The organism is Nonomuraea glycinis, assembly GCF_014646515.1.
Lineage (GTDB): Bacteria > Actinomycetota > Actinomycetes > Streptosporangiales > Streptosporangiaceae > Nonomuraea > Nonomuraea glycinis.
Window position 1 is genome coordinate 87,795 of sequence record NZ_BMNK01000024.1, and the last position, 23,039, is coordinate 110,833.

The 23,039-nt window shown below is 71.4% G+C and carries 13 protein-coding genes; 12 read left to right on the plus strand and 1 reads right to left on the minus strand.

Annotated features, from left to right (window positions below):
* Window positions 1-4: 4 nt before the first annotated feature.
* From IEY87_RS42295 to IEY87_RS42305, 3 genes are all read left to right on the plus strand, one after another.
* Window positions 5-9,925 carry a WXG100-like domain-containing protein gene (locus IEY87_RS42295; protein WP_189144532.1) on the plus strand — a complete coding sequence of 3,307 codons (9,921 nt, stop codon included), beginning with the start codon at window positions 5-7 and terminating at the stop codon, window positions 9,923-9,925.
* A 221-nt stretch (window positions 9,926-10,146) separates the two neighbouring features.
* Entirely contained in the window at window positions 10,147-10,674 is a 528-nt protein-coding gene (locus IEY87_RS42300; RefSeq protein WP_189144533.1) for a hypothetical protein, read from the plus strand.
* Window positions 10,667-11,278, plus strand: coding sequence for a hypothetical protein (locus IEY87_RS42305; protein ID WP_189144534.1), 612 nt, complete (start codon window positions 10,667-10,669; stop codon window positions 11,276-11,278). The genes IEY87_RS42300 and IEY87_RS42305 overlap by 8 nt, the downstream gene beginning before the upstream one ends.
* 14 nt (window positions 11,279-11,292) lie before the next feature.
* On the opposite strand, the gene IEY87_RS42310 is transcribed toward IEY87_RS42305, so the two are convergent.
* On the minus strand, window positions 11,293-16,503 hold the full coding sequence (locus IEY87_RS42310) for an FtsK/SpoIIIE domain-containing protein (RefSeq protein ID WP_225278188.1): 5,211 nt from the start codon (window positions 16,501-16,503) through the stop codon (window positions 11,293-11,295).
* Window positions 16,504-16,988: 485 nt separating this feature from the next.
* Here IEY87_RS42310 and IEY87_RS42315 point away from each other — a divergent pair, with 485 nt between their 5' ends.
* The 9 genes from IEY87_RS42315 to IEY87_RS42355 are packed head-to-tail and all read left to right on the plus strand — an operon-like array spanning window position 16,989 to window position 23,004.
* Window positions 16,989-17,654, plus strand: coding sequence for a hypothetical protein (locus tag IEY87_RS42315; RefSeq protein WP_189144535.1), 666 nt, complete (start codon window positions 16,989-16,991; stop codon window positions 17,652-17,654).
* A 1-nt stretch (window position 17,655) separates the two neighbouring features.
* A complete protein-coding gene (locus IEY87_RS42320; protein ID WP_189144536.1) occupies window positions 17,656-18,372 on the plus strand; it encodes a CpaE/TadZ family protein in 717 nt (238 codons plus the stop codon).
* Window positions 18,369-19,664: a TadA family conjugal transfer-associated ATPase gene (locus IEY87_RS42325; RefSeq protein WP_189144537.1), complete on the plus strand. Its 1,296-nt coding sequence runs from the start codon at window positions 18,369-18,371 to the stop codon at window positions 19,662-19,664. Before IEY87_RS42320 ends, IEY87_RS42325 begins: the two co-directional genes overlap by 4 nt.
* Before the next feature lies 1 nt (window position 19,665).
* Window positions 19,666-20,508, plus strand: coding sequence for a type II secretion system F family protein (locus IEY87_RS42330; RefSeq protein ID WP_189144538.1), 843 nt, complete (start codon window positions 19,666-19,668; stop codon window positions 20,506-20,508).
* Window positions 20,501-21,418, plus strand: coding sequence for a type II secretion system F family protein (locus IEY87_RS42335; RefSeq protein ID WP_189144539.1), 918 nt, complete (start codon window positions 20,501-20,503; stop codon window positions 21,416-21,418). Before IEY87_RS42330 ends, IEY87_RS42335 begins: the two co-directional genes overlap by 8 nt.
* Entirely contained in the window at window positions 21,418-21,645 is a 228-nt protein-coding gene (locus IEY87_RS42340) for a hypothetical protein (protein WP_189144540.1), read from the plus strand. The genes IEY87_RS42335 and IEY87_RS42340 overlap by 1 nt, the downstream gene beginning before the upstream one ends.
* Before the next feature lie 59 nt (window positions 21,646-21,704).
* Complete coding sequence (locus IEY87_RS42345) at window positions 21,705-22,136, plus strand: TadE family protein (protein WP_225278189.1); 432 nt, start codon at window positions 21,705-21,707, stop codon at window positions 22,134-22,136.
* Window positions 22,133-22,534 (plus strand): TadE/TadG family type IV pilus assembly protein, encoded by a 402-nt coding sequence (locus IEY87_RS42350; protein WP_189144541.1) that lies wholly within the window; start codon window positions 22,133-22,135, stop codon window positions 22,532-22,534. The genes IEY87_RS42345 and IEY87_RS42350 overlap by 4 nt, the downstream gene beginning before the upstream one ends.
* Window positions 22,531-23,004 carry an Rv3654c family TadE-like protein gene (locus tag IEY87_RS42355; RefSeq protein WP_225278190.1) on the plus strand — a complete coding sequence of 158 codons (474 nt, stop codon included), beginning with the start codon at window positions 22,531-22,533 and terminating at the stop codon, window positions 23,002-23,004. Before IEY87_RS42350 ends, IEY87_RS42355 begins: the two co-directional genes overlap by 4 nt.
* Window positions 23,005-23,039: the final 35 nt, after the last annotated feature.

Below are 23,039 nucleotides of genomic sequence, written 5' to 3' on the forward strand. Positions count from 1 at the left end.
GTCCGTGACGACCGGCGGCACGATCGACACCCAGGGTTCGGGCGGCCAGCCGACCCAGCAGGGTGTCGTGCGCATCGACAGGGACGAACTCCCCGTCTGGGAGACCGAGGCGCTGCCCGACTGGGTGGTCAACTGGCTGATCCCGATGCTGTCGGCCGGCCAGAAGTGGCCCGCCGCCAGCGAGAGCGGGCTGTCCACGCTCGCGGCGGCGTACGAGAACCTGGCGGCCGGAACCGCCGGGTACGACGTTCCCGCGGGCACGGCCGCGCGCACCATCGCGGCCGGCATGGCGGCGCCCGCCACGGCGAACTTCATCACCAGGGCAAGGCACCTGTACGGCCAGGAAGCCGGCATGGCGGGGGTCCGCGGGAACTCCACCAGCTACTCCCAGCAGGTCAGCATCTTCGCGGTCGAGACGCAGTTGTCCAAGATCTCCATCAATGTGACTTTCTGGATCACGGTCGTCGCGATCGCGGTCGCCCTCTACGTCTCCTTCTTCACCGCCGGCTCGGCCACCCCCTGGATCGGTCCGTACGCGGCGGCCGGCCGCTCGGCCATCAGCCGCCTGCTCGCCAGGCTCGCGGCGGCGGCCGGTCGGCCCGCCGCCGCCACCCGCCTGGCCGCCGTGACGACCATGAACGGCGCCACCGGCCGCGCCGCCCTCATCCGGCTGATCGCCAGCCCCATCGGCAGAGAGCTCGTCGAGGAGATCGGCGAAGAGGGCGCCATCGACGGCATCTCCCAGTATCTGCAGATGCGCAAGGGCACCCGCACGGAGTGGGACTGGAAGAAGACCAGCGCCGCCGTGGTGGGCGCGGGCGCCGGCGCCGTCGTCGGCATGCGGCTGGCCGGGCCCGTCTCCCGGGTCACCCGGCACGTGCCCGGTTTCACGGGGCGCGCGCTCAGCACGGGACTCAACAACGCCGTCGCCTCACCCGTCGGCAGCTTCGTCGCCAACGGCGTCGTCTACGGGGAGTGGAAGAACCCGTTCACCGCCGACTCCATGATGGGCGGGTTCCTCGGCGGTGTCGGCCGTACCGGCACCATCAGCCCGTTCAACCCCGACGTCCTGTCGGCGCTGACCCACCCGACCAGCGCCCTGGCCGCCGCGTACGACTCCGCCGCACAGGCGGACGCGGCGCGCGCGGCGGCGACCCCGCCGCCCGCCGGCGGCCCCACGCCGGACGGCTCCCCACCGAGCGGCCCGCCGTCGAACACCGGCCCCACGCCCGCTGCGGGCGCCCCGCAGGGTGCCGGGCCTTCCGCCACCCGTACGACCGCGCCGGGCGCCCCTGACCCGCATGACCCGAGCAGGCGCGGATCGGCCGCGCCCGATCAGCAGTCGCGGCAGTCGGCCGCCGACCCCTCCGGCAGCAGAACGGCGACCCGCCAGGCGACCACCGCCGACGACGGCCAGACCACGCCGACCGGCGACCGGGACGAGGACCAGACCTCGACCACCTCCCCGGCGCCGAACCCGAGCGCCACCCCGGACCCCCAGCCCTCCTCCTCCCGAACCACCGGCGACCCCACCGCGAACCAGACGGCCGACCAAGGGCGGTCCTCCGCCGGCCAGCAGTCCGCCGGCCAGCAGTCCGCCGGCCAGCAGTCCGCCGGCCAGCAGGCCGCCGACCAGCAGTCCGCGGACCAGCAGGCCAGTGACCAGCGGCCTGGCGATCAGCAGTCTGCGGACCAGCAGTCTGCGGACCAGCAGGCCAGTGACCAGCGGTCGGGTGAGCAGGCGTCCGATGAGCGACAGTCCGCTGATCAGCGGTCCGGTGATGATGTGCGGGCGGACGCCGGGCCGGACAGCGCGCAGGGCGACCCGGCCGTGCCCGCCACCGACCCAGGCACGGACCCCGGCGAACGGCGCCCCGCGGCGGCCGCGACGACCCTCGCCGACAACGCGCCACCCCATGCCGTCAGAGCCCACACCGCGCTGGTCGAGGCATTAGGGACCAGCTTCTCGGCCATGACCGCCAACCGGGACGGAGATCTGGTCGTGCCACGCAGCGGCGGCGACCTCGTCGTGTCCGCCGCGGCCGTGCGCGGCATCCAGGCGACCCTGAACCGGAGCGCCGAGAACATCACCGACCTGGCACGCCTGCGCACGGAGGCGACACTGCTCCTGGTCCGGGCCGTCGGCAGGGCGGTGACCGGTCAGAGCGCCTCCGACGGCGACCAGGACACGAGCAGGCCGGGGACGGTCACGTCGCGCCCGCTGCGGGGCACCAGGTTCGTGACCGGCGGCCGGCCGCAGGGCACGACCCTCACTCTCGATGAGATCCAGGCCGCAACCACCACCCTGAGGAGCGCCGATTTCCTCCAGGAGAACGTGCGGAGCCTGACCTGGTCGAGCGACGGCTCCACGTTGCGCGTACAGATCGGCGCCGACAACGTCCAGTATTTCCGGCCGGTGGTCGGCGACCTGAGCCGCACCCTGATGGCGAAGACCGAGGTCCGGGCGGGCAGCACAGAGGACACCGCGCACGTCGTCCGTTTCGCGCCCGGCCTGGCCGCGGATCAGGTGGCCAGGGTCTGGCTGCACGAGATCACCGACACCCTGCAGCAGCAGGCGTCGCCCAGGAGGCGGCGGACGCTGCGCCGGCTGCTGACCGACTGGCGAGGACGGAAGACCCAGGACGAGTGCCTGCCGGCCCGGCTCAACGAGCACGCGTTCCTCAGCGAGCAGTGGAAGCGGGCGACGACTCTCCCCGAGAAGCGCCTGCTCGCGGTGGACATCGACGGGGTGGCGCGGGACATCGCCGCGCGCGGTCACGCGGAGCCGTCGCCGCCGTGGGCGCCGACTCAGGCCGCCCGGCCGTCCCATGCGCCGCCCCTCGCAGACGGCATCCCCTCCCGGCTGCAGATGCAGGAGGCCATCGACGCCTTCACCGGCACCGAGGAGAGCCTGCGCAAGGAGATCGCCACCCTTGAGCAGCGAGCCGATGAGGCGGGCGCCGCAGCACAGCAGTCCGCGAAGGACGCGCGGAGGGCGAGCAGGCAGCGCGACGCGCACAAGTACGAACGCGCACGCAAGGCTCGCAAGGAGCGGCGGGCCCACCAGGCCACGCAGAAGCGGCACCAGCGGATCGCCGCCGCGTACCGGACCGCGCTCGACCAGGCGGAGGAGGCGCGGAAGTCCTACCGCGAGGCGCTGAAGCCGCAGGCGACCCGGCGGCAGGCGCTGCACGCCCGGCAGGAGCACCAGCTCTTCCTGCACCTGCTGTCGAAGGCGCTGCCGGACGACGCCAGCCTGTCCGCCGCGATGCCCGCCGGCCGGTTCGCCCACCTGACCCGGCTCACCGACACCGTCAACGAGCTCCTGCGGGACAACGACATCGGCCACCAGTACACCACTGACGGGCTCCAGAAAGCCCTGCGCCAGGACTTCCCGCGGATCATCTCCCCGGAAGGCGGAGTGCTGCGCGTCGGCAGCAGCCGGTCGGCGGCCGAGTTGCGCATCTGGCTCACCGTCGGCGACCTCGTCGAGGTGCTCGACCTCGACACCGAGGCCTCGGAGATGATGGTGGGCCTGTTCGCCCTGGGCGGCAGGACCGTCGGGGCGACCGAGGCGGGCAGCGTCGGCGTGGCGCCCCCGTTCAACACCGCGGCCCTGGCGGCCGTCCTGCCCGAGGGCAGTGTGGCACGCGCGATCGCCGAAACGGTGAAGTTCAAGGTCACCCCCAACGCGGGCCGGAACGCCTCCTTGACCGGTGCGGCGGCAAGCTTCGCCCAGACGGGGGCGGTCGTCGACAACCGGTCGGAGTCACGGCTGTTCGACGCCTCGGCCGCCTGGAAGGTGCAGATCCGCACCTCGCACGCGGAGGGCTGGAAAGGCACGGTCACGGTCGACTCCGGTGCGCCCGGCGACGGCGCGAACCAGCGGATGTGGGTCTCGCATCCCTACGCCGACCCGCCTGCCCGGGACGTCATCACGATCGATGAGGACAAGCGCGACCCGGCCATGCCCAACGTGACGCCCAGCGGCATGACCGGCCTGGAGGAAGCGCTCGACGCCGCGATGAAGGAGCTGGGCGGAGAGTACGCCAGGGTCGGCAGCGTCGCCCACCACCAGCTGCGCACGATCATCACCGAAGAGTTGCAGGTCAAGCTCCGCCAGGCGGTCAACACCGGATACCAGGGTGTCATCACCGTCGACGGCCGGCAGGACGCCACCGTGGAGATCAAGAGCGAGCTCGTCGAGGTGCCCCGCAGCAAGATGGTGGGAGGCGCGACCGACGAGGTGTGGGAGGAAGAGGTCCTCGTCGACTTCGCCGCGGTGAACGGCAACGCGTCGTACGGCAGGTCGAGAGGGATCACCGGCGCGGTCGAGCCGGCGATCCCGGGCTTGTCGGACGTGGACGTTCTCGGCCCCGCGGGGGAGTACGAGCCGACGATCGGACCAGGAGCCAAATTCGGCAGGGGAGTGACGCGCTCGGATTCCTCGACCGCCAACTCACAGGCGATCTACCCGAACGTGCTCCGCCAGACAGGACACAGGCAGGGGTACGAAGTCCGCCTCGTCCATACGATCACCGTACGGAAGACCGGGAAGCCGCCGGTCACGCTGGCGCCGGTCCACGGCACCGCCCTGGTCAGCATGCTGGAATCGGCGGCCTTCCGGCTGGGCCTGCCGGTCAGCCGCGAGGCCCTCGTGCACAGGTTCGGCAAGGTGGTGAAGGGGCGTGACGGGGTCCCCCGGCTGCGCGGCACCATCGGGCCCAGGGTGCCCAAGGGACGCAGGCTCGCGCCGCCGGACTGGTTCGGCGACGGCCCCGGGCAGATGCGCGGCGCGGGCCCGGCCATGGTCGAGAACCTCACCAACCTGGACAGCGCGGCCAAGGAGGTCCTGAAGAAGCTCGGCGACCTCGGTATCGTGCCGAAGATCGACGGCGACGTCTTCACGTACGCCAACAACAAGCACACGTACTCCAAAGGCGACATCGAGTCCATCAGCCAGCACCTCAACCTGATCGAGGTCGTCGAGCAGCTGACCGAGCAGCGCATCATGGCCGCCTACGACACCGTGGCGCAGGAAGGCATCGACGTCGATCTGGTGCTTCATCGGCTCAACCGGGCGCCAGAGCTCTACACGCTGCACATTCAGCTGAAGCAGAACTTCGACACCATCGACAACATCTGGATGGTCGACTCGGCGTCGCAGGTCGGGCTGCCCATCGGCTCGGACACCAGGGGCCAGGCGACCAGCTGGTCCAGGACGTACAGCGGTGGAGCTTCGGTCGGCATGGGCGACTCTCCTGCTTCCGGGCAGGACGGCCAGAAACACGACATCGGCGTGAACGGCGGCGGGGGGAGCACGGAGACCATCGGCTCCAGCACAGGCGACACGGGGAACGTGGTCGGGCTCGGCGAGAGCGGCGGACTCATCGCGAAGATGGACGTCGAGCACGAGCTGATCTTCAGCCTGCGGCACCGGGGCGAGCGAACTCAGCTGGCCGTCACCGACGGGCAGGTCACGCTGGGATTCGCCGCCGACCTGCTGCCCGCTGAGCATCCGCAGAACGGGTCCGTGGGGGTCCTGCCCGACAAGGTGGCGGACCGAGTGACCCTGCTGCACATGGACACGCCGGACATGGTGGACGCCGCGGCGCGGGTGCTGCCACGGGCGATGGGCAGCAAGCCGTCGACGGACTCGACGGACTCGGAAGAGCAGGGGGACTCGGAAGAGCAGGGGGACTCGGTAGCGTTCCACTACTTCGCGAACGCCGTGAGCTCGCGCAGCCTCGTCGCTCACCCGCACTGGCGGGGAGGGAAGTACACGCATGAGGCGGGCATCCGGCCCCAGAAGACGAGCACGCGGTCGTCGCTGTCCGTGACGGGTGCCTTAGGCGAGGCGGAGGTCATCGGCGCGGTCCACTACGTGTCCGGGCGGATCAAGTTCGGGCTCACCAGCGCCGGCATCTTCTGGGGTAAGTCCTCGAACGGGTCCGTGGGCGCGTCCGTCGGCGCGGCCGACGTGAACGACGGTGGCACGACGAATGAGGGGGGGAAGATCGACCTGCCCTCACGCACCGGTGGCACCGGCTCATCCAGGTCGCAGCTCGACATCGCGGGCAACGAGGACCTGTCGATCGGGACGGGTATTCACTACTTCCTGCGCGCCAAGGTGGACTTCGAGCTGACCGGCTCGGAGAGCGTCGCGCTCCCGGGGACGGCCGCCGGCCGGACCCCCGTCGGGGAGACCCTGCACACCACCTCCCAGGGCATGAGCCTGATGTCGATCCCCGAGTACGACGCCCTGCAGCTGTACGCCCAGGGCGAATTCGCCCTTCCCCTGTACCTGGTGGCCGATGCGGTGGAGCGCTTCACCAACGGCAGCCTGTCCCTGGATCGGATGCTGGCCACTCCGCTCATCCAGCGCTACCTCAAGGAGGTGGCCGCGGCCCGCGCCGCCGGCCAGGACGTGGGTCTCGCCGACCAGCACACTCCACGGGTCCTGCTCCGCGCCGTCCGGGAGATGGCCGGTCTCGGCAAGCCTGACGGCACCCGGCGCGAGCCCATGGAGCGGCTCGACCAGGCGTTGAGCCGAGCGGCCGAGCTCAACGAGCGGGCCCGCGACGTCGTGCTGACCCCGTCCCTGGTGAACTCGATGGGCACGAGCGCGGTCGAGTCGTTCGCCCTGACCGACGCACAGGGCAACGAGGTCTCCCTGCTGGACGCGGTGCTGGACACGGTGGCCCAGAACGCTTCCGAAGCGCCGGTCCACGACCCGAACTTCCTCAAGCAGTTGAGCGTCGACTTCGCGAGCGATCGTAGCCACATCCGGGTCGGCGACATGTGGAGCCGTCGCGGTCTCGAGAGAAGCTACAAGGTGCTGACCTCGGAGGAGACCGGGCAGACCGAGAAGGTCACCGTCAGGGTGAGACTGGTCCCCTTGGCGGACGTCGCCCCCGACCGGGCGACACTGATCGGCCGCACCAACGAGGCCGGAATCATCAAGCAGCGGTACGTGTACAGGATCGTGACCGAGACGGAGAGTCACAACGTCTCCTACGCCGTCGGGGTGGGCGTCAACACCGAAGAGGACGGCGATGGCAGCGGCCTCAGCGTGGGGACGGACCGTACTCTCTCTGAGTCCGGCGGCCGCAGCGAGGATGGGGTCACGCTGCAGCGGGTGGCGTTGTTCCGGGGGATCGAGCAGGTCGAGCAGGTGATGGTCCCGGTCATCGAGGTGGAGCGCCCCAACGCGCGCACGGGCAAGGTGACCGCCCGTGACACCACGACCAGCAGTCCGGAACTGCGCGCGACGTTGGTGCGCCGGATCCCCGGCGGCATGTCCCGTCCCGCCCACCTCGGGCCCGCGGCACCTTCCTCGGTCAAGGACCCCCGGCGCGCGGAGGTGCACGCCGGCCACTTCGTCGAGTCCCTCTTCTTCGATCAGGACAAGCCCACGCTGTACGAAACCGTCTCCTGGCAGCTGACCAAGATGCTCGGCCAGAAGACGATGGCGGAGAAGGGTGCCGAGGTGGTCGCGCGGTTGGCCGATTCCACGCTGCTCGCCCGCTTCGACCGGATGGCCAGCCCGGGCGGCGCCGTGATGGTCCCGGTGGCGGTGCCGGGCGTCCGTAACCAGGGCCTGAACGTCACCGTCGAGGCCCACCTGAGTGACCTCGAGGTCGTCGGCGGTCCGTACCAGGCCGAGAAGGGCGAGATCGACAGAAGGGCGGACAACAGGAGCGTCACCGTGGGCCGCGGCCGGCTGGGTCCCCTGGGCATGGGCATGAACGGCTCCGAAGACTCGTCCGGGCTCGGCGTCGGGATGTCAGCCGGGGAGCAGACGTCGGAGAGCATGTCCGACAGCGGTGGAGGCCGCAAGGAGCTCACCAAGAACGAGAAGAGCGCAAAGACCTACACCGTCCGCTTCCGGGTGGACTACGACGTGACCTACCAGCGCATGGCCCGCCGTCCGGGCCATCTGGAGCGGGCCGTCGGCGATCCGCTCTTCCGGGGGAACGCCACCTCCGGCGAGGTCTACCTCACCCTGTTCGAGGACGAGCTCGCGGAGCTGCGCGAACGGATGGAACAAGGCGTACGGTTCGGAACGGCGCACCCGGTGACCGCCACGTTCACCGCCACCTCCACCCGCACCGGCCTGATCCAGCAGCTCACGGACGCGCGCATAGAGGCACGCGAGCGCGGGGAAGTGGCCCGGGTGGCGGTCTGGGAGCCGGACGGCCTGCACCGCTATCGCGCCTTCCCCGACGGCACCGTATACAGCGAGACCCCCGACGGCGGGTTCGCCGAGGCGTTCAGCACGCTCGCCCCCGAGGTGCTGGCCATCGCCGAGGAGGAGGACGTCGACCTGCACCTGGTCTTCATGACCTCGGAGGTGCCCGGCACCTTCACCCAGCAGGTCATGGAGGAGCTGCGGACGCGGAACGTCGCCGCCGCCGAGCGCCCGGCGGCGGAGTGGCCGCACACCCAGGGGACATCGCAGCCGACCGCGGGCACGAGCGCCGGCCAGGGCGTCTCCGTCTCAGCTGTGGCGAGCAATTCATCGGCTCTGCCCGGCACGCCGTATGACGTGCCGGGCCGGCCCGAACAGGCCGCGCAACTGTCCCTGGCCGAGGTCCTCGGCCAGGACCTGACGGCGGCCGACTTCGGTGGCACCGGGACCACGGCCGCCTGGGCGGGGGACCGCCGCACGCTGCTCATGCGGTCGCCGACCATGCCCGTCGCGCAGGTCAAGGTGCTGATAGCCGATCCCGGTGAGGGCCTGATGGGCCGATCCCATCGGCGCGCGGGCACCTCGGACGACCCGCACATCATGATCCTCTCCCCGCAGCTGCCCCCGCTCCTGGTGTCGTCGGTGATGGTGCACGAGATCACCCACCTCACCCAGGAGCAGACGGCGGCGACGGCCGGCCGGCCCCAGGGCATGGTCAGGACCGCACTGCCGTCGGGCGCGACCGAGGGCACCGACAACTGCCTGCTGCCGCGCTTCAACGAGCACGCCCACCTGTCCCGCAAGTGGCAGGCGGCCACCGACCCGGCCGTCCGCCGCTACCTCGCCGCCGCCATCGACGCCATCGCGGCCGACATCACCCGCCGCGGCCACACCCCGCCCCCCTCCCCGCAGGACCTGGGCCGCGTAGCACCCCCGAAGCCCCGCAACCGGATCGAAGCCCTGATCAACTGGGGCACCCCGGCTGCCACCGGTCCGTCGGCGTCCGCATCGTCTGCAGGGTCTTCGCGGGACTCGTCCACGATCGGCCAGTTCACGCCCGGTTCGTCCGCATCCGTGGGCACTCCGGGCTCGCCCGTGTTCGGTGGCTCGTCGGCGGTGCCGATGACGGCCGCCGAGCTGCCGGTGACGGCCGCGATGCACGCGATCGAGCGCGGCGCCCTGCTCGCCGGCGCCCAGATCCGCCACCCCGGCCCCGGCCTCCTGGACCTGCTGGTGCCCGGCCATCCGCCCATCCCGGTGGAGGTACGTTCCCCGCGAGGCCCCGCCGGGCCGCCCGCGCTCGTGGACGGCGTGCTGGTCTTCCAGGTCGCCCCGCACGCCACCATCGGCGCGAACGAGCGAGCCGCGGCGGCAGCCGCGGCCGACGCGGTGTCCCGCGCCCTCGGCGCGTCCCAGCCAGAGCTGGCGGCGGCCGCCGCACTCTCCGAAGCCGTACGCCAGGTCCGCACGGCCACCCCCACCCAGCGGCCCGGCCGCGTCACCTCACTGCTCGACCTCGCCGTACGACCGGACATCGCCCACCTGATCCCGCCGCAGGTGGCCACAGAGCTGATCGCCGAACTGGAACACTCGAAGTCCCGCCTTACGTACGAACACCGGCAGTTCCTGCGTCTGATCACCAACGGGACAGGGTGGCACCCGCCGGAGGAGTGCCCGGAGGACGGCCCCTGCGTATGCGGACGCCGAACCGAAGCCTCCGTCACACAGACATGATCCACTCCCGAACCACCGATCACGCGCCGCCTCTCAAGACGGACCGGCGACCGGCCTCCGACCAAGCCCCGCCGCCCACGGAGGACGGGGAAGAGCTTGTGCCGGCCGGACCGAGACGCTGCGAGACTAAAAGAACCCGGCACTGCCGGGACTGTGGCACCCCGGCACCCCGGCGCTTCGGGACTTCGGGACTTCGGGACTCCGGGACGAGAGGATGAGCGATGGCCTTCGCGGTGGCGCGCACCAGGGATGAGGCGCACCTCTACCTGGACCTGCACCCCTGCAGAACGTGCGGGTCGGTGGAGACGGACTGGAGCACCGGTCTCACCACGGTCGGGGGCGAGTTGGTCAACCGGTACGCCGGTGTCTGCGGCGAGTGCGAAGAGCCGCGCGAATACCTCTTCGGCCTCCCGGACCGCCCGGTGACGCCCCAGGGCTATCCCACCTTCGGCGGCGACGAGCCCTCCCAGCTGCTGGACGCCGGCGAATGGCTCTGGGTGGCCGACCTGACCGCCGGCAACGTGCCGATCCACGACCCTGACGAGGCGCACCACGCCCTGGCCATCGCCGCCGCGGCCATCGAGGAGATCGTCAAGTTCATCCCCTCGGGCCAGGACGAGGCGCCCGCCGACGCGTTCTGGTCCGAACGCGGCCAAGGAATGCGCGCGGCCGAACCCGGCAGGTTCCAGCTGGACCGTCTGATGATCGTAAGAGACACCTACCGAGACCTGGCGGCCCAGCATGCCTGACCACGCTCACCCGGCACCCCCATCCGGTCACGCCCGCACTCTGATCGAGGCGTTCCTCTACCTGGACCTCACCGCGCACGGCCTGGACCCCGACCAGAGCCCGGACTTCAACACCCTCGATCACGACCCGGCCGCCGTGAGCCGGCAGGCGGTGCTCACCGAGGAGGAGGACGCCTGGCGCGTACGCCTGGGAGATGTCGAGGTCCTCGTGCCTTACGCCTCGGAGAGCGAGGCCAGGAGCGAGGACCTCACCTTCGGTTCGGGCCTGTCCGAGCTGATCGACCCGGGACAGTGGGCACTCATCGCCGTCACCTACGGCAACCGCGCCCTGGAAGCGTCCTTCTTCTTCGCCGCCGACTCCTCGGACGACGCCCAGTACGAGAGCATCACAGCCGACTGGCGCTTCGCCGCGGACGCCGTGGCCGAGGCCCTGAAGTTCCTCCCTGACGACGCCGACGAGCTCCCGGCCGAAGAGCTCTGGACGGCGATGAGCCAAGCCGTACGCGAGGAAGAACCTCAGCGCTTCACCCGCTCCGCCCTGGAGCAGGAGCTCGCCTACTACCGCCAGAGCCTGACGGACTTCCACCGCCTGCACGCCGAATAGCTCGTACGCCTCCGTCAGTTGCCCGGGACAGCTGCCTGGACGGGGGAGACGTTGCCGGTGGTGACCAGGAGGCCGCGGCCTGGCGGGCCGCCGACCGTGCCGCGTGGCAGGCGGATGGAGAACAGGTCACCGTCTGCCTGACTCTGCACCGACAGCAGCACCCCGGTACGGGACTTGCGGGTCTCGGCCGCGAATCCCCGGTAGACGACCGTCAGGTCGGTCGTCGCGCCGGCGAGCAAGAGGGCGTGGTCCCCGTCCCGGCCCGAGCGGAGGATCTCCTCCAGGGCCGACCCCATGGGGCTGTCGGGATCGATCAGCTCGGCGTCGTCCACGAGGACCACGTAGTGGTGCAGCTCCGCGACCAGTTCCCGGAGGTTCGCGGCGTCGGCGTCGAGAACGGCCAGGGCCGTGCGCAGGCTCTTCAGCGGACTGCGTCTGGGCGTGACGGCGATGACCGGTGTGCCCTGGGAGATCAGGGACTCGGCGGCCGTCATCAGGGCGGACGAGCGGCCGGAGCGTGAGGGGCCCGCGATCACCGCACCTGGTCCTTGCGCCATCAGGTCGAGCCCGAGCGGGGCGAGGGAGTCGCCCCCGGCGCCCACGAGTGCCCACAGGGGCGACGGCGGGCGGAACGCGGGGTCCAGAGCGAGAGCCTGACCGGCGGTGATACGCATCGGCAACGGGTCCACACGCAAAGGCGGCTCGCCGTCCCACAACCAGGCCCCCCGCCCGAGAGACACCGACCGCTCGTGAGCCGACCCGGGACGGTGCGGCGAGCCCGCCCCCGCCGTCGTCACGTCGCCTTGCGAGCCCGCCCCCGCCGTCGTCAGGTCGCCTGGCGATCGCGCCCCCGCCGTCGTCGGGTCGTCTGGAGACTGCGCCCGCGTCGTCGTCACATCACCTGGCAACTCCGCCGTCGGCGGGAAGAGCGGGGTCACCGGGTGCGCGGCGGCGCGGGCCAGGGACTGGAGTGCGGCTACTTGGGCGGGACCGGCCGGATCGGGGCTGAGCAGGGCGATCTGATGCTCCACGATGCCGTTCTGGCCCAGGGACAGGGCGCGGCCCGGGGGGATCGACGTCGGCAGGCCCTTGAGGGGGAATCCGGCCAGGCCGTAGTCGGTGGGGTCGGTGAGGCGGAGAAGCAGGCGGTTGTCGAAGAGAGTGGAGATCTGGCCGATCAGGCAGGATCGGTCGCCGGTCACCACGGCGCGCAGCCCCACCGCGGGGCCTTCGCGCAGCAACTGCATGAGTGCTTCCAGCAGGCGTCCGTAGTCATAGCCCTCGAACGCGGCGACGTAACCCTCCCAGCGGTCGAGCATGAGCACCAGCCAGGGGAGTCGATGGCCTGCCTGGCGGTATTCGGCCAGCGAGGCGTGCCCGGCTTCGGCCAGCAGTTGCTGGCGGCGGCTCACCTCGGCCCGGAGGCGGGTGAGCAGGCGCTCCACGCGGTCCAACTGGTCGCGGGTGACGACCGCGCCGCAGTGCGGCATCGCCACCAGTGGCAGCAGGGCGCCGGACCCGCAGTCGATCGCGTGTACGTGCACGTCCGAGGGGGCGGCGTAGGCCGCGATGGCGCCCGCGATCGTGCGCAGTGCCGTGGATCTGCCGCTGCGGGCCGCCCCGGCGATCACCAGATGGCCGCCGTGGGCGAGGTCGAGCGTGAGCGGCCGCCGGTCCTGCGCCCAGGGACGATCCGTCACCCCGAAGGCGAGCGGCTCCACCTCACCCGACCGGCTACCCCGTCCGTACGGCGCCACCTCACCCGACCGGCTACCCCGTCCGTACGGCGCCACCTCACCCGACCGGCTACCCCGTCCGTTCGGTGCCAGCTTGCCTGACCGGCCTCCTAGGCCGTACGGCTCGACGATGGTCGTCGGGGCTTCCGGCCCACCAGAGGCGGGGGAGCCGGAGTCGAGGAGGGTGGAGTCAGCGGGCTGGCGTGGGTCGTCCGTCGCGGGAGGTGGCGGGCTCACGGCGGCCGTCGTGGGAAGGGCCAGGACCACCTGGGCGGGGATGGGCTCCAGCCAGGGGCGGGGCTGCTCCGGTACGCCCGCCAGGTGGGCGGCCTCGATCAGGGCGTCCGCGACGAGCGACAGGTCGGTGACGGCCGACATCTCGGCGGTCTCCGGCCGTGCCGGCAGAGCCCTGCCGAGCGAACGCCAGTCGACGCCCACGACCCGCACGTCCGCGTGGGCGGCGTCCTGGCCGGGGGCCCACGTGGGACCGCCCAGGCCAGGGTGCCCGCCGTTGCCATCGGCGGCACTGATGGCCAGGCTCGGGCTGCGGCCGCCCACCCTGGCCGTCTGGACCGCCGTGGCCGCGCCCGCGCCCGATTTCACGTAGCAGCGGCCGGGGGTGGACTTGGAGATGTGGGCCGCATCCGGCATGTCGATCACGTCGGCGGACTCGGCGGGCTCGGTGACGCGCAGGGCGATGCGAAGGGAGGTGTTGGCCTGGATGTCGGCCGTCACCACGCCCGCGGGGCGCTGCGTGGCCAGGATGAGGTGGATGCCGAGCGAGCGGCCCCGGCGGGCGATGTCGACCAGGCCGGTGACGAAGTCGGGCAGCTCCGCCACCAGCGCCGCGAACTCGTCGATGATCAGGACCAGCCGCGGCAGCGGATGACCGGTGTAGTCCTCGATGTCCTTGGCGCCGGCAGCCAGGAGGAGGCGTTCGCGGCGTCGGATCTCGGCGCCGAGCGAGTCCAGGGCGCGTTGCGTGAGGTGGCCGTCGAGGTCGCTGACCATGCCGACGGTGTGCGGGAGGCGGGTGCACTCCTTGAACGCGGCGCCGCCCTTGTAGTCGATCAGCACGAAGGTGAGCTGGTCGGGACGGTTGGCCACCGCCAGCGAACAGATCAGGGTCTGCAGCAGCTCCGACTTGCCCGCGCCCGTGGTGCCCGCGATCAGGCCGTGCGGGCCGTCCACGCTCAGATCGATCGAGAAGGGGCCTTCGGGGCCGGTGCCGATCAGTGCGCGGGTCGACCCCTGGTCGTGCCAGCGGGCGGCCAGCTCCTTGCCGGACAGGGAGCGCAGGCCGAGCAGGTCCAGCAGCCGTACCGCGTCCGGAAGCTGGCCGGCCGTGTCCTGCCTGCTCACGTCACGGATGGGGGACAGGGCTCTGGCCAGGCGATCGCACCACGAGGGCGACACCAGATCAGCCAGAACCGGGCCGATCACGTCGAGGCCGCCGCCGCGCAGGTGAACCCGGCCATCGGGGTCGCAGGCGGCCACCGTGGCGCACTCCTCCGGCAGCAGCCGCTGGTCGTCGTCGATGGCCAGGGTGTAAACGCCCGCTCGCGGGCCCTGACGCAGGACCTGCGGCATGTTGGGCAGACCTCGCAGGGCCTGCGCGCCGTCGAGGATGACCAGCACGTCATAGGGGCGGGTGTCGTAGGTGGAGAAGGCCGGCGGCTCCGGGCCGCCGAGGTCGTCCCAGCCGGTGGGGATCTTGCCCAGCTCGGGGATCGCGGTGTTCTGACGCTCGTCGATGAGGGCGGCCAGCTCGCTGACGCGGTGGGCCGCGGACTCCGGGTCCGCGCCGACGAGGGCCACGCACTCCTCACCGCCACGGGGCCCGCAGTGCGGCAGCCAGCGCGTCCAGCCCCAGCGGCGCTCGCTGTCGGCATGCGCGGAGATGATCACGATGGCCAGGTCGCGCGGACTGTGCAGGGTCGCGGCCTGGCCGGCGAGCCAGCAGGCCAGGCCGGTGGCGTGGTCGCGCGGGCCGGTGACGCCCGCGACGCCGAGCCTGCGCATGGCCAGTGACACCGGCACCGCCCGGCAGATCGGCGGATCGAGGGAGCCGCCCTGCTCCTCGCTGAGATCCAGGTTGGCCGGCAGATCGGCGAGCCCTACCCTCAGCCGCAGCGCGTCGTCATCGTGGATCCTGCGCTCCCACAGCCGTCTGCGCGGGCCGATGGCGGTCAGCAGCACCTGGGCCGGGTCGGGCGAGTCGGACCTGCGCAGCAGCTCGTCCTCGGCCCTGGCCTGCTCGACCGTCTCCTCGAAGGCGTCGAGCCGCTCCCGGTATTCCTTGAGCGCCTTCCGGTGCTGCTTCTTGCCGTGCCGGCGGTCGCTCCACCACTGGCCGACCATGATGACAGGGGTCATCAGGGCCATCAGCAGGAAATACCACTGCTTGAGCACGTAGGCCAGGGTGAGACCGAGCACCGCGGGCAGGAAGGCGGCCAGCAACTGCAGCCGCATCCCTTCGTTGCGGGTGGGCTCCTTCGGCCGGGCGAAAGCGCGGCGGCCCTCCGGACGCCGCAGCCGGGGCGGCCGGTTGTAGGCCACGCCGCCTTCGAGCCGGGGCGTCAGGTGGGCGTCGGGAGGCTCGATGGCCATCAGCGTGAACAGCGACGAGCCGCAGGCCAGCAGGGTGTCCTCGGGCCAGTCGACGGTGTCGGTGAGCGGCCGTGAGCCCAGCTCGGGAGGGGGCCGCGTGGCCTCGGAGGCGAACTCCGCCGCCTCCCGCTCCGCCACCCGCACCGTGAGCTCCGCGACCTCGTCGGCCCACCTGCCCTTGAGCTTGAGGCGCGGTGCCCGGCCGGGCGCCGCCCGCAGCGCGCGCTCCACGGTGATCGCGTCAGGAGTCACGCGTACGGTCACCGCCTCCGGGGCGAGGGCCGCGTCGGCGACGGTGATGGCGCACATCGGATCGGAGCCGATGACATGGACCCCGAGCCCCAGCCGGTGCACCGCGCCGGCGGCCGGACCGCCGACGACGCGTATCTCCGCCACGCCGCCCGGCTCCTCGATGATCGTCATCCGGGCGAGGCGGGGATCGAGGGTGACCTTGTCGCCGTCGTACAGCACGGCCTTGGCCAGGGCGCGAGGGTCGAGCTGACGCCCGTTACGCCACAGCACGGCGGACTCACGCCCGAGCCCGCGACCAGAGCCGCCGGGAGCGCCGGGACCCTCATTCAGGCCACCAGGGCCGCCGAAGCGGCGAGGGTCGGCGGGTCCGGAGGTGGGCCGGGGTGAGCCGTTCCCGTCGGGCCGGCGCTGACCCGGGACCTGGCCCGGGACGCGGGTGTCCCCGGTGGGGGAGGCCGTGGTGGACATGCCGTAGGGCGCGCGTGCTCGGGGCAGCCGGACGACCTCGGCGATCGGGTCGCGGCCGCTGAGCGCCTCGCTCACCGCCGCGACCGTCGCGTCTTCGTCCCCGTCGATCACGACGTCACGACTGCTCGCCTCGCCGAGCACGGTGAGCATGATCCGCATGTGCCGTCTCCTCGGTCGGATCTCGGCGCCAAGGTAGCGCCCGCCGCGACGCTAAGCCCTCCGGATGACATCAATGGCATGAAAGCCGCGGCCTGTGGATAACCCGGGCCACGAACCCAGCCCTGTGGACAGGTGCCACCCGCAAGCCGTAAGCGAAGTCTAAAAAACCACGAACTCCCGCCCCGACCCACCGAACGTCCGACTTGACGCCCTATCCCCCTTTAAGGTCGTGCCGAATATAACCAGACGTCACCCCATAAATCCGAAAACCTCAGTTAACCAAGTGACAAATGTTAATCCTGTGACTCTTACCCGGAAAAATCCATGCCCGTCAACTCGCTAGAAACAATAGGCATTGATTATCGCGAGTTGACACCAAGCCACCTGCGAAACAAGCATGGTTCTTCGCATTCGACCCCCGCTCCACCACCCGGATGCACATAATGGCGTGAATTCCGAAATTCACTAATGGGAGCCCCCGACCCATGAGGACCAGCGAAAAACCCGCCGTCGACACGGCCGGGTTGTCAGGCCCAGCCTCGCGCAAGCTCCCCGTGCCCCCGCGCGAGCGCAAGCCTGCCCTGGCCGCCCTCGCCGTGCTGCTCATCCTGGGCGGAGCGCTCGCGACGACGCTGCTCGTGCTGCGCAGCGGTGACCGCATCTCCGCGATCAGGATCACCCAGCAGGTGGGCGCCGGCCAGCAGTTCACCGCGGAGGCCCTGGAGGAGGTCCAGATCGCCGACACCGGCATCGACTTCGTGAGCTGGTCGCAGCGGCAGCGGGTGCTCGACACCTTCGCGGCCGTCACCATCCTGCCCGGCACCCTGCTCACCAGCGACATGGGCGTCACGGCCAGCAAGGAGCTCGGCCCCGGCAAGGCCAAGGTGGGGCTCGCGCTCAAGCCGGGCCAGATGCCCGCGGGGCTGAAGCCCGGCGACCGGGTGCAGGTGGTGCATGTGCCGGGGCGCGGCGGCCAGGAGGAGGGCCGGGTGCTGGCGCAGAGCGCGCTGGTCTTCAGCGTCGGGGACAAGGGCAGGAGCGGCGGTGGCGGCCAGATCACCGTGATCGTGGAGACGCAGGTCTCACCCGTCATCCTCCAGTACGCCTCCGGCGGCGAGGTCGCCGTGGCCGAGCTTCCCGGGGCGCGCTGAGGTGGGGCTGATCGTGCTGGCCGCCGACAAGGGCGCGCCAGGGGTGACCACCGCGGCAACGGCCCTGGCCGCCGTCTGGCCCAGGCCCGTGCTCCTCGCCGAGTGCGACCCGTCCGGCGGGGACCTCGCCTACCGGCTGCCCGCCGCCGGCGGCGGTGTGCTCAATCCGGGCAAGGGCCTGCTCACGCTGGGCGCCACGGCCCGGCGCGGCCTGGAGCCCGCGCAGATCCACCAGCACACACAGAAGATCGTGGGGGGCCTGGACGTGCTGGTCGGCATCACGCACGGGGAGCAGGCCGCGGGCCTGACCTGGCTGTGGGGCCCGCTGGGCAGGTCGCTGGCCGCGATGCCGAACGCCGACGTGATCGCCGACTGCGGCCGTCTCGGCTCGCACCCGCAGATCGGCGACCTGCTGGCGGAGGCCGATCAGGTGGTCCTGCTCACCAGGGCGACCCTGGATCATGTGGCCCACCTGCGCGAGCGCCTGAGCATCACCAAGGCGCACGGCGTGGTGGTCATCGCCGACCCGCGCGACTACCGCTCCTCGATCGACGACGTACGCAGGATCGTCGGCCCGTATGTCTCCTTCGTGCACGGGCTGGCCCATGACGTGAAGGGCGCGGAGCTGCTGCGCGGCCAGTGGGGCGGCCGGCTGGACCGATCGTTGCTGGTCCGTACCGCACGAGATCTCGCAGGACGGCTGGTGGGGACCCGATGATCGATCACTCCCTCGTCAAGAGGTTCCGGCAGGAGGTCGGCGACCGCCTCGCCCACCAGCGCCGGATCGACCAGGCCAACGGCCTGCCCACGATGACGGGCGAGGACGAGCGCCAGTTCGCCCGGGCGCTGATCTCGCAGGTGCTGGAGGAGCACGCGCGCAGCGAGATCGGTCTCGGCCGCACCCCGCCCACGGTCGAGGAGGAAGAGGCGCTCGCGGCGGGCATTCACGCGGCCCTGTTCGGCGTGGGGCGTCTGCAGCCGCTGCTCGACGACCCCGAGGTCGAGAACATCGACATCAACGGCTGCGACAAGGTGTTCGTCAGCTATGCCGACGGCCAGGAGCTCACGCGGGAGCCGGTGGCCGAGACCGATGAGGAGCTGATCGAGCTCATCCAGATCCTGGCCGCCTATTCGGGGCTGTCGAGCAGGCCGTTCGACACCGCCAATCCACAGCTCGACCTGCGCCTGCCGGACGGTTCGCGACTGAGCGCGGTGATGGACGTGACGGTCAAGCCCGCCGTCTCCATTCGCCGCGCCCGCCTCGGCAAAGTCTTCCTTTCCGACTTGGTCGGAAATAACACGATAAGCCCGGAAATTGGCCGTTTTCTCTCGGCGGCGATCGGCGCCCGGAAGAACATCATGATCGCCGGTTCGACGAACGCGGGAAAGACGACGCTGCTGCGCGCCCTGGCCAACGAAATCATGCCCAGCGAGCGCCTCATCACCGTCGAACGAGCCCTGGAGCTCGGCCTCGACCAGTTCGCCGAGCTGCACCCGAACGTCGTCGCCTTCGAGCAGCGCCTGCCCAACTCCGAGGGCCAGGGCGAGATCAGCATGGCCGAGCTGGTCCGCAGATCCCTGCGGATGAACCCCAGCCGCGTGATCGTCGGCGAGGTGCTCGGCGACGAGATCGTCACCATGCTCAACGCGATGACCCAGGGCAACGACGGCTCCCTGTCCACGATCCACGCCAACTCCAGCATGGAAGTGTTCAACCGCATCGCCACCTACGCCCTGCAGGCCCGTGAGCGGCTCCCGATCGAGGCCACGCACATGCTCATCGCGGGCGCGATCGACTTCGTCGTCTTCATCGAGAAGCGCAACGACTATCACCGCGGCGGCAGCCTGCGCCGCTACGTCTCCAGCATCCGCGAGGTCAACGGCTGCGACGGCCGCGTGCTGTCCAGCGAGGTGTTCGCCCCCGGCCCGGACGGCTCCGGCCTGCCGCACGCGCCGATCTCCTGCATGGAAGAGCTCGCCGCCTACGGCTACAACCCGGGGGGCTGGTGACATGATCACTTTCGACCCGCTGGCGCTGCTGTCCGGCGCCCTCACCGGCGCCGGCCTCTTCCTGCTGTTCCTCTCCCTGTACGGCCTGCGCCCCCGCCCTTCGCAGCCCAAGCGCCGCATGGTCCAGGTGCTGTCCACCCGCGTCGCCGTCGCCGGGGTCGCGGCCACCGTGGTGCTGGTCGTCACCGGCTGGCCGGTCGTGGCCGTCGGGACCGTCGCGCTGGTCTTCGCCTGGCGCGGCCTGTCCGGCGGCGCCGCCGAGGAGCGCGGGGCGATGCACCGCCTGGAGGGCCTGGCCGCCTGGACCGAGTCGCTGCGCGACACGATCGCCGGCGCGGCCGGGCTGGAGCAGGCCATCCCGTCCTCGATCAGGGCCGCGGCCCCGACGCTCCGCCCCCATCTGCGCGTGCTGGTCGACCGGCTGCACACCAGGATGGCGCTGCCGGACGCGCTCGCCCTGTTCGCCGACGAGCTCGACGACCCCTCGGCCGACCTGGTGGTGGCCGCGCTGGTGCTCAACTCCAGGCTGCGCGGCCCCGGCCTGCGCGACGTGCTCGGCGCGCTGGCCGTGTCGGCGCGCGAGGAGCTCGACATGCGCCGCCGCGTCGAGGCCGAACGCCGCGCGACCCGGCGCAGCGTGCAGATCGTGGTGATCACCGCACTGGCCTTCGCCGCGCTGCTGGTCATCTTCAACCCTCAGTACGTCGGCGAGTACGACAACCTGCTCGGCCAGGCGGTGCTCGTCATCGTGGCCGGCCTGTTCGGCGCCGGATTCGCCTGGATGCGGCGCTTGGCCAGGTTCGACAAGCCCACGCGACTGCTCGTCGGAGGCGACCATGGTTGAGGGCGTGCTGGCGGGCGGCGTGGCGGGCCTCGGCCTGTTCCTGCTGCTGAAGGCGCTGTTCCCGGCCCGGCCGGGACTGGTGGCCAGGCTGCTCGCGCTGGACGAGGTGCGGGAGAGCTCCGACGCGCCCCGCATCCTGCTGCTGCCGGAGGAGGAGGTCAGCGCCTTCCGGCGGGGGCTCGGCCTGCGGCTGGCCCGCCTCTACGGCTCCCGTGGCTGGCACGTCCGCTCGACCAAGTCGGACCTGGCGCTGGTAGGACGCTCGTTCGAGGGCTTCCTGGCGACCAAGGCGCTGCTCGCGGCCAGCGGGCTGCTGGCCTTTCCGGTGCTGTTCGGCTGGCTGCTGCTGATGGGCTGGGGCGCCTCGCCGACCATCCCGTTCTGGGTGGCCGTACTCGCGTCGCTCGTCTTCTTCTTCCTGCCCGACCTGCAGATCAAGAAGGAAGCCGCGGCGCGCAGACGCGACTTCCGGCACGTCGTCGGCGCGTTCCTGGACCTGGTGTCGATGAACCTCGCCGGCGGCAGGGGCGTGCCCGAGGCGCTGATGATGGCCGTGTCGATCAGCGGCGAGCAGCCCAACTGGGCGATGGCCCGCATCCGGGACGCGCTGCAGGGGGCCAGGATCGTCGGCATCACGCCCTGGCAGGCGCTCGGCCAGCTCGGCGAGGAGCTCAACATCGACGAGCTGCGGGACCTGTCGGCCGCGCTCGGCCTGGTCGCCGACGACGGGGCCAAGGTACGCAGCTCGCTGACCGCCCGGGCCGCTACCCTGCGCCGCCGCGAGCTGGCGGAGATCGAGGGCCGGGCCGGCGAACGGTCCCAGTCGATGCTGGTCGCCCAGCTTCTCCTCTGCGCGGGATTTGTCATCTTTCTCAGTTTTCCGGCCGCTATGAAGATGTTGGGGTCCTGATGAACCATCCGTGGATCATTTACCTGGTCGCGTACCTGAGTGTGCGCATGCACCGCGCCCGCACCGCGCCGAGCCGTGGCGCCTCCGCCGTCGAGTGGGTCATCATCACGGCCATCATCGCCGGCGTCGCCCTCGGCCTGGCCACGCTGATCAGCCAGCTCGTGACGGAGAAGCAGGGCGACATCCAGGACTCGTTCGGCGGCGGTGGCGGTGACGGGGACACGTGACCCGCTCCAAGCGCGGTGACCGAGGCGCGCCGGCGATCGGGAAACGCGGTGATCGAGGAGTGTCGGCGATCGGGAAGCGCGGTGATCGAGGGGTGTCGGCGATCGAGCTGGCCCTGCTCATGCCGGTCATCCTGGCCACTGTGCTGCTCATCGTGCAGGTCACCCTCTGGTTCCACGGCCGCCAGGTGGCGGAGGCGGCGGCCAGGGAGGGGGCCCGCGTCGCCAGGGCGGCTCCCGCCGACTCCGGCGGCTGGGAGCAGGAGGCCCAGGCCAAGGCCCGGGACGTGCTGACGGCCATCGGCCCCCAACTGCTCGACGGCGCCTCGGTGGACACCGCCGAGAAGGACCCGGACGAGCGGCACGTCACCGTCACCGGCAGCGCCGTCCAGGTCATCCCCCTGCTGCCGGAGCTCGCCTTCACCATCACGGCCACCGCGGGCGGCCCGATCGAGTGCTTCCGCCCGGACGACGGCGGAGAGGACTGCGAATGAACCGCCGCGGCCGCGAGCGAGGCTCCATGGCCGTCGAGACGGTGATGCTGGCGCCGGTGTTCCTGCTCTTCCTGCTCTTCCTCGCCGGGGCCGGACGCCTGGTCGAGGCGCAGGGCGAGGTCAACGCCGCCGCCAGGGACGCCGCCCGCGCCGCCTCGATCCAGCGTACGTTCGGCGACGCGACCTCCGCCGCGGAGAAGATCGCCACCGACGCGCTCCAGGACGGGTGCGCGAGCCCGGCCGTCACCCTGGACGGCGACGCCTACGAGCAGGGCGGCGAGGTGCGGGCGGAGGTGACGTGCGAGCTGGACCTCGCCTTCCTCGGCTTCGGCGCGTCCAAGCGGATGACCGGCACCGCCGTGGTGCCGCTGGAGGAGTTCAGGAGAGTGGAGAAGTGAGGCGGGGGGAGCGCGGGTCCGTGCCGGTGCTCACCAGGCCGCTGGGGGAGCGCGGGTCCATGTCGGTGTTCACCGTGTTGTTCTCCGTGGTGGTGTTCCTGCTGGCCGGGCTGCTCGTGGACGGAGGATCGGCGATCAACGCCCGGCTGCGCGCCAACGACATCGCCGAGCAGGCCGCGCGGGCCGGCGCCGACCAGATCGACGTCGATCATCTGCGCGACACCGGTGAGGTCCGGATGCAGGGCCAGGCCGAGGTCTGCGCCAGGGCGGAGGAGGTCGTCGCGGCACACGGCGGAGACGGCATCACCCCGGCCGACTGCACCGTCGAGCAGGGGCAGACCCTGGTGACGGTCGCCGTACGGGTCCGCTGGACCGCCTTCTTCCTGGCCGCGATCGGTTTCGCCGGCTCGGAGATGGAGGGCGAGGCGAGCGCGGCGCCCGAGGCGAGCGCCGCGCCCGAGGACGGATGAGCCAGACCGAATCAGGCGGGTCAGTGGATGACAGA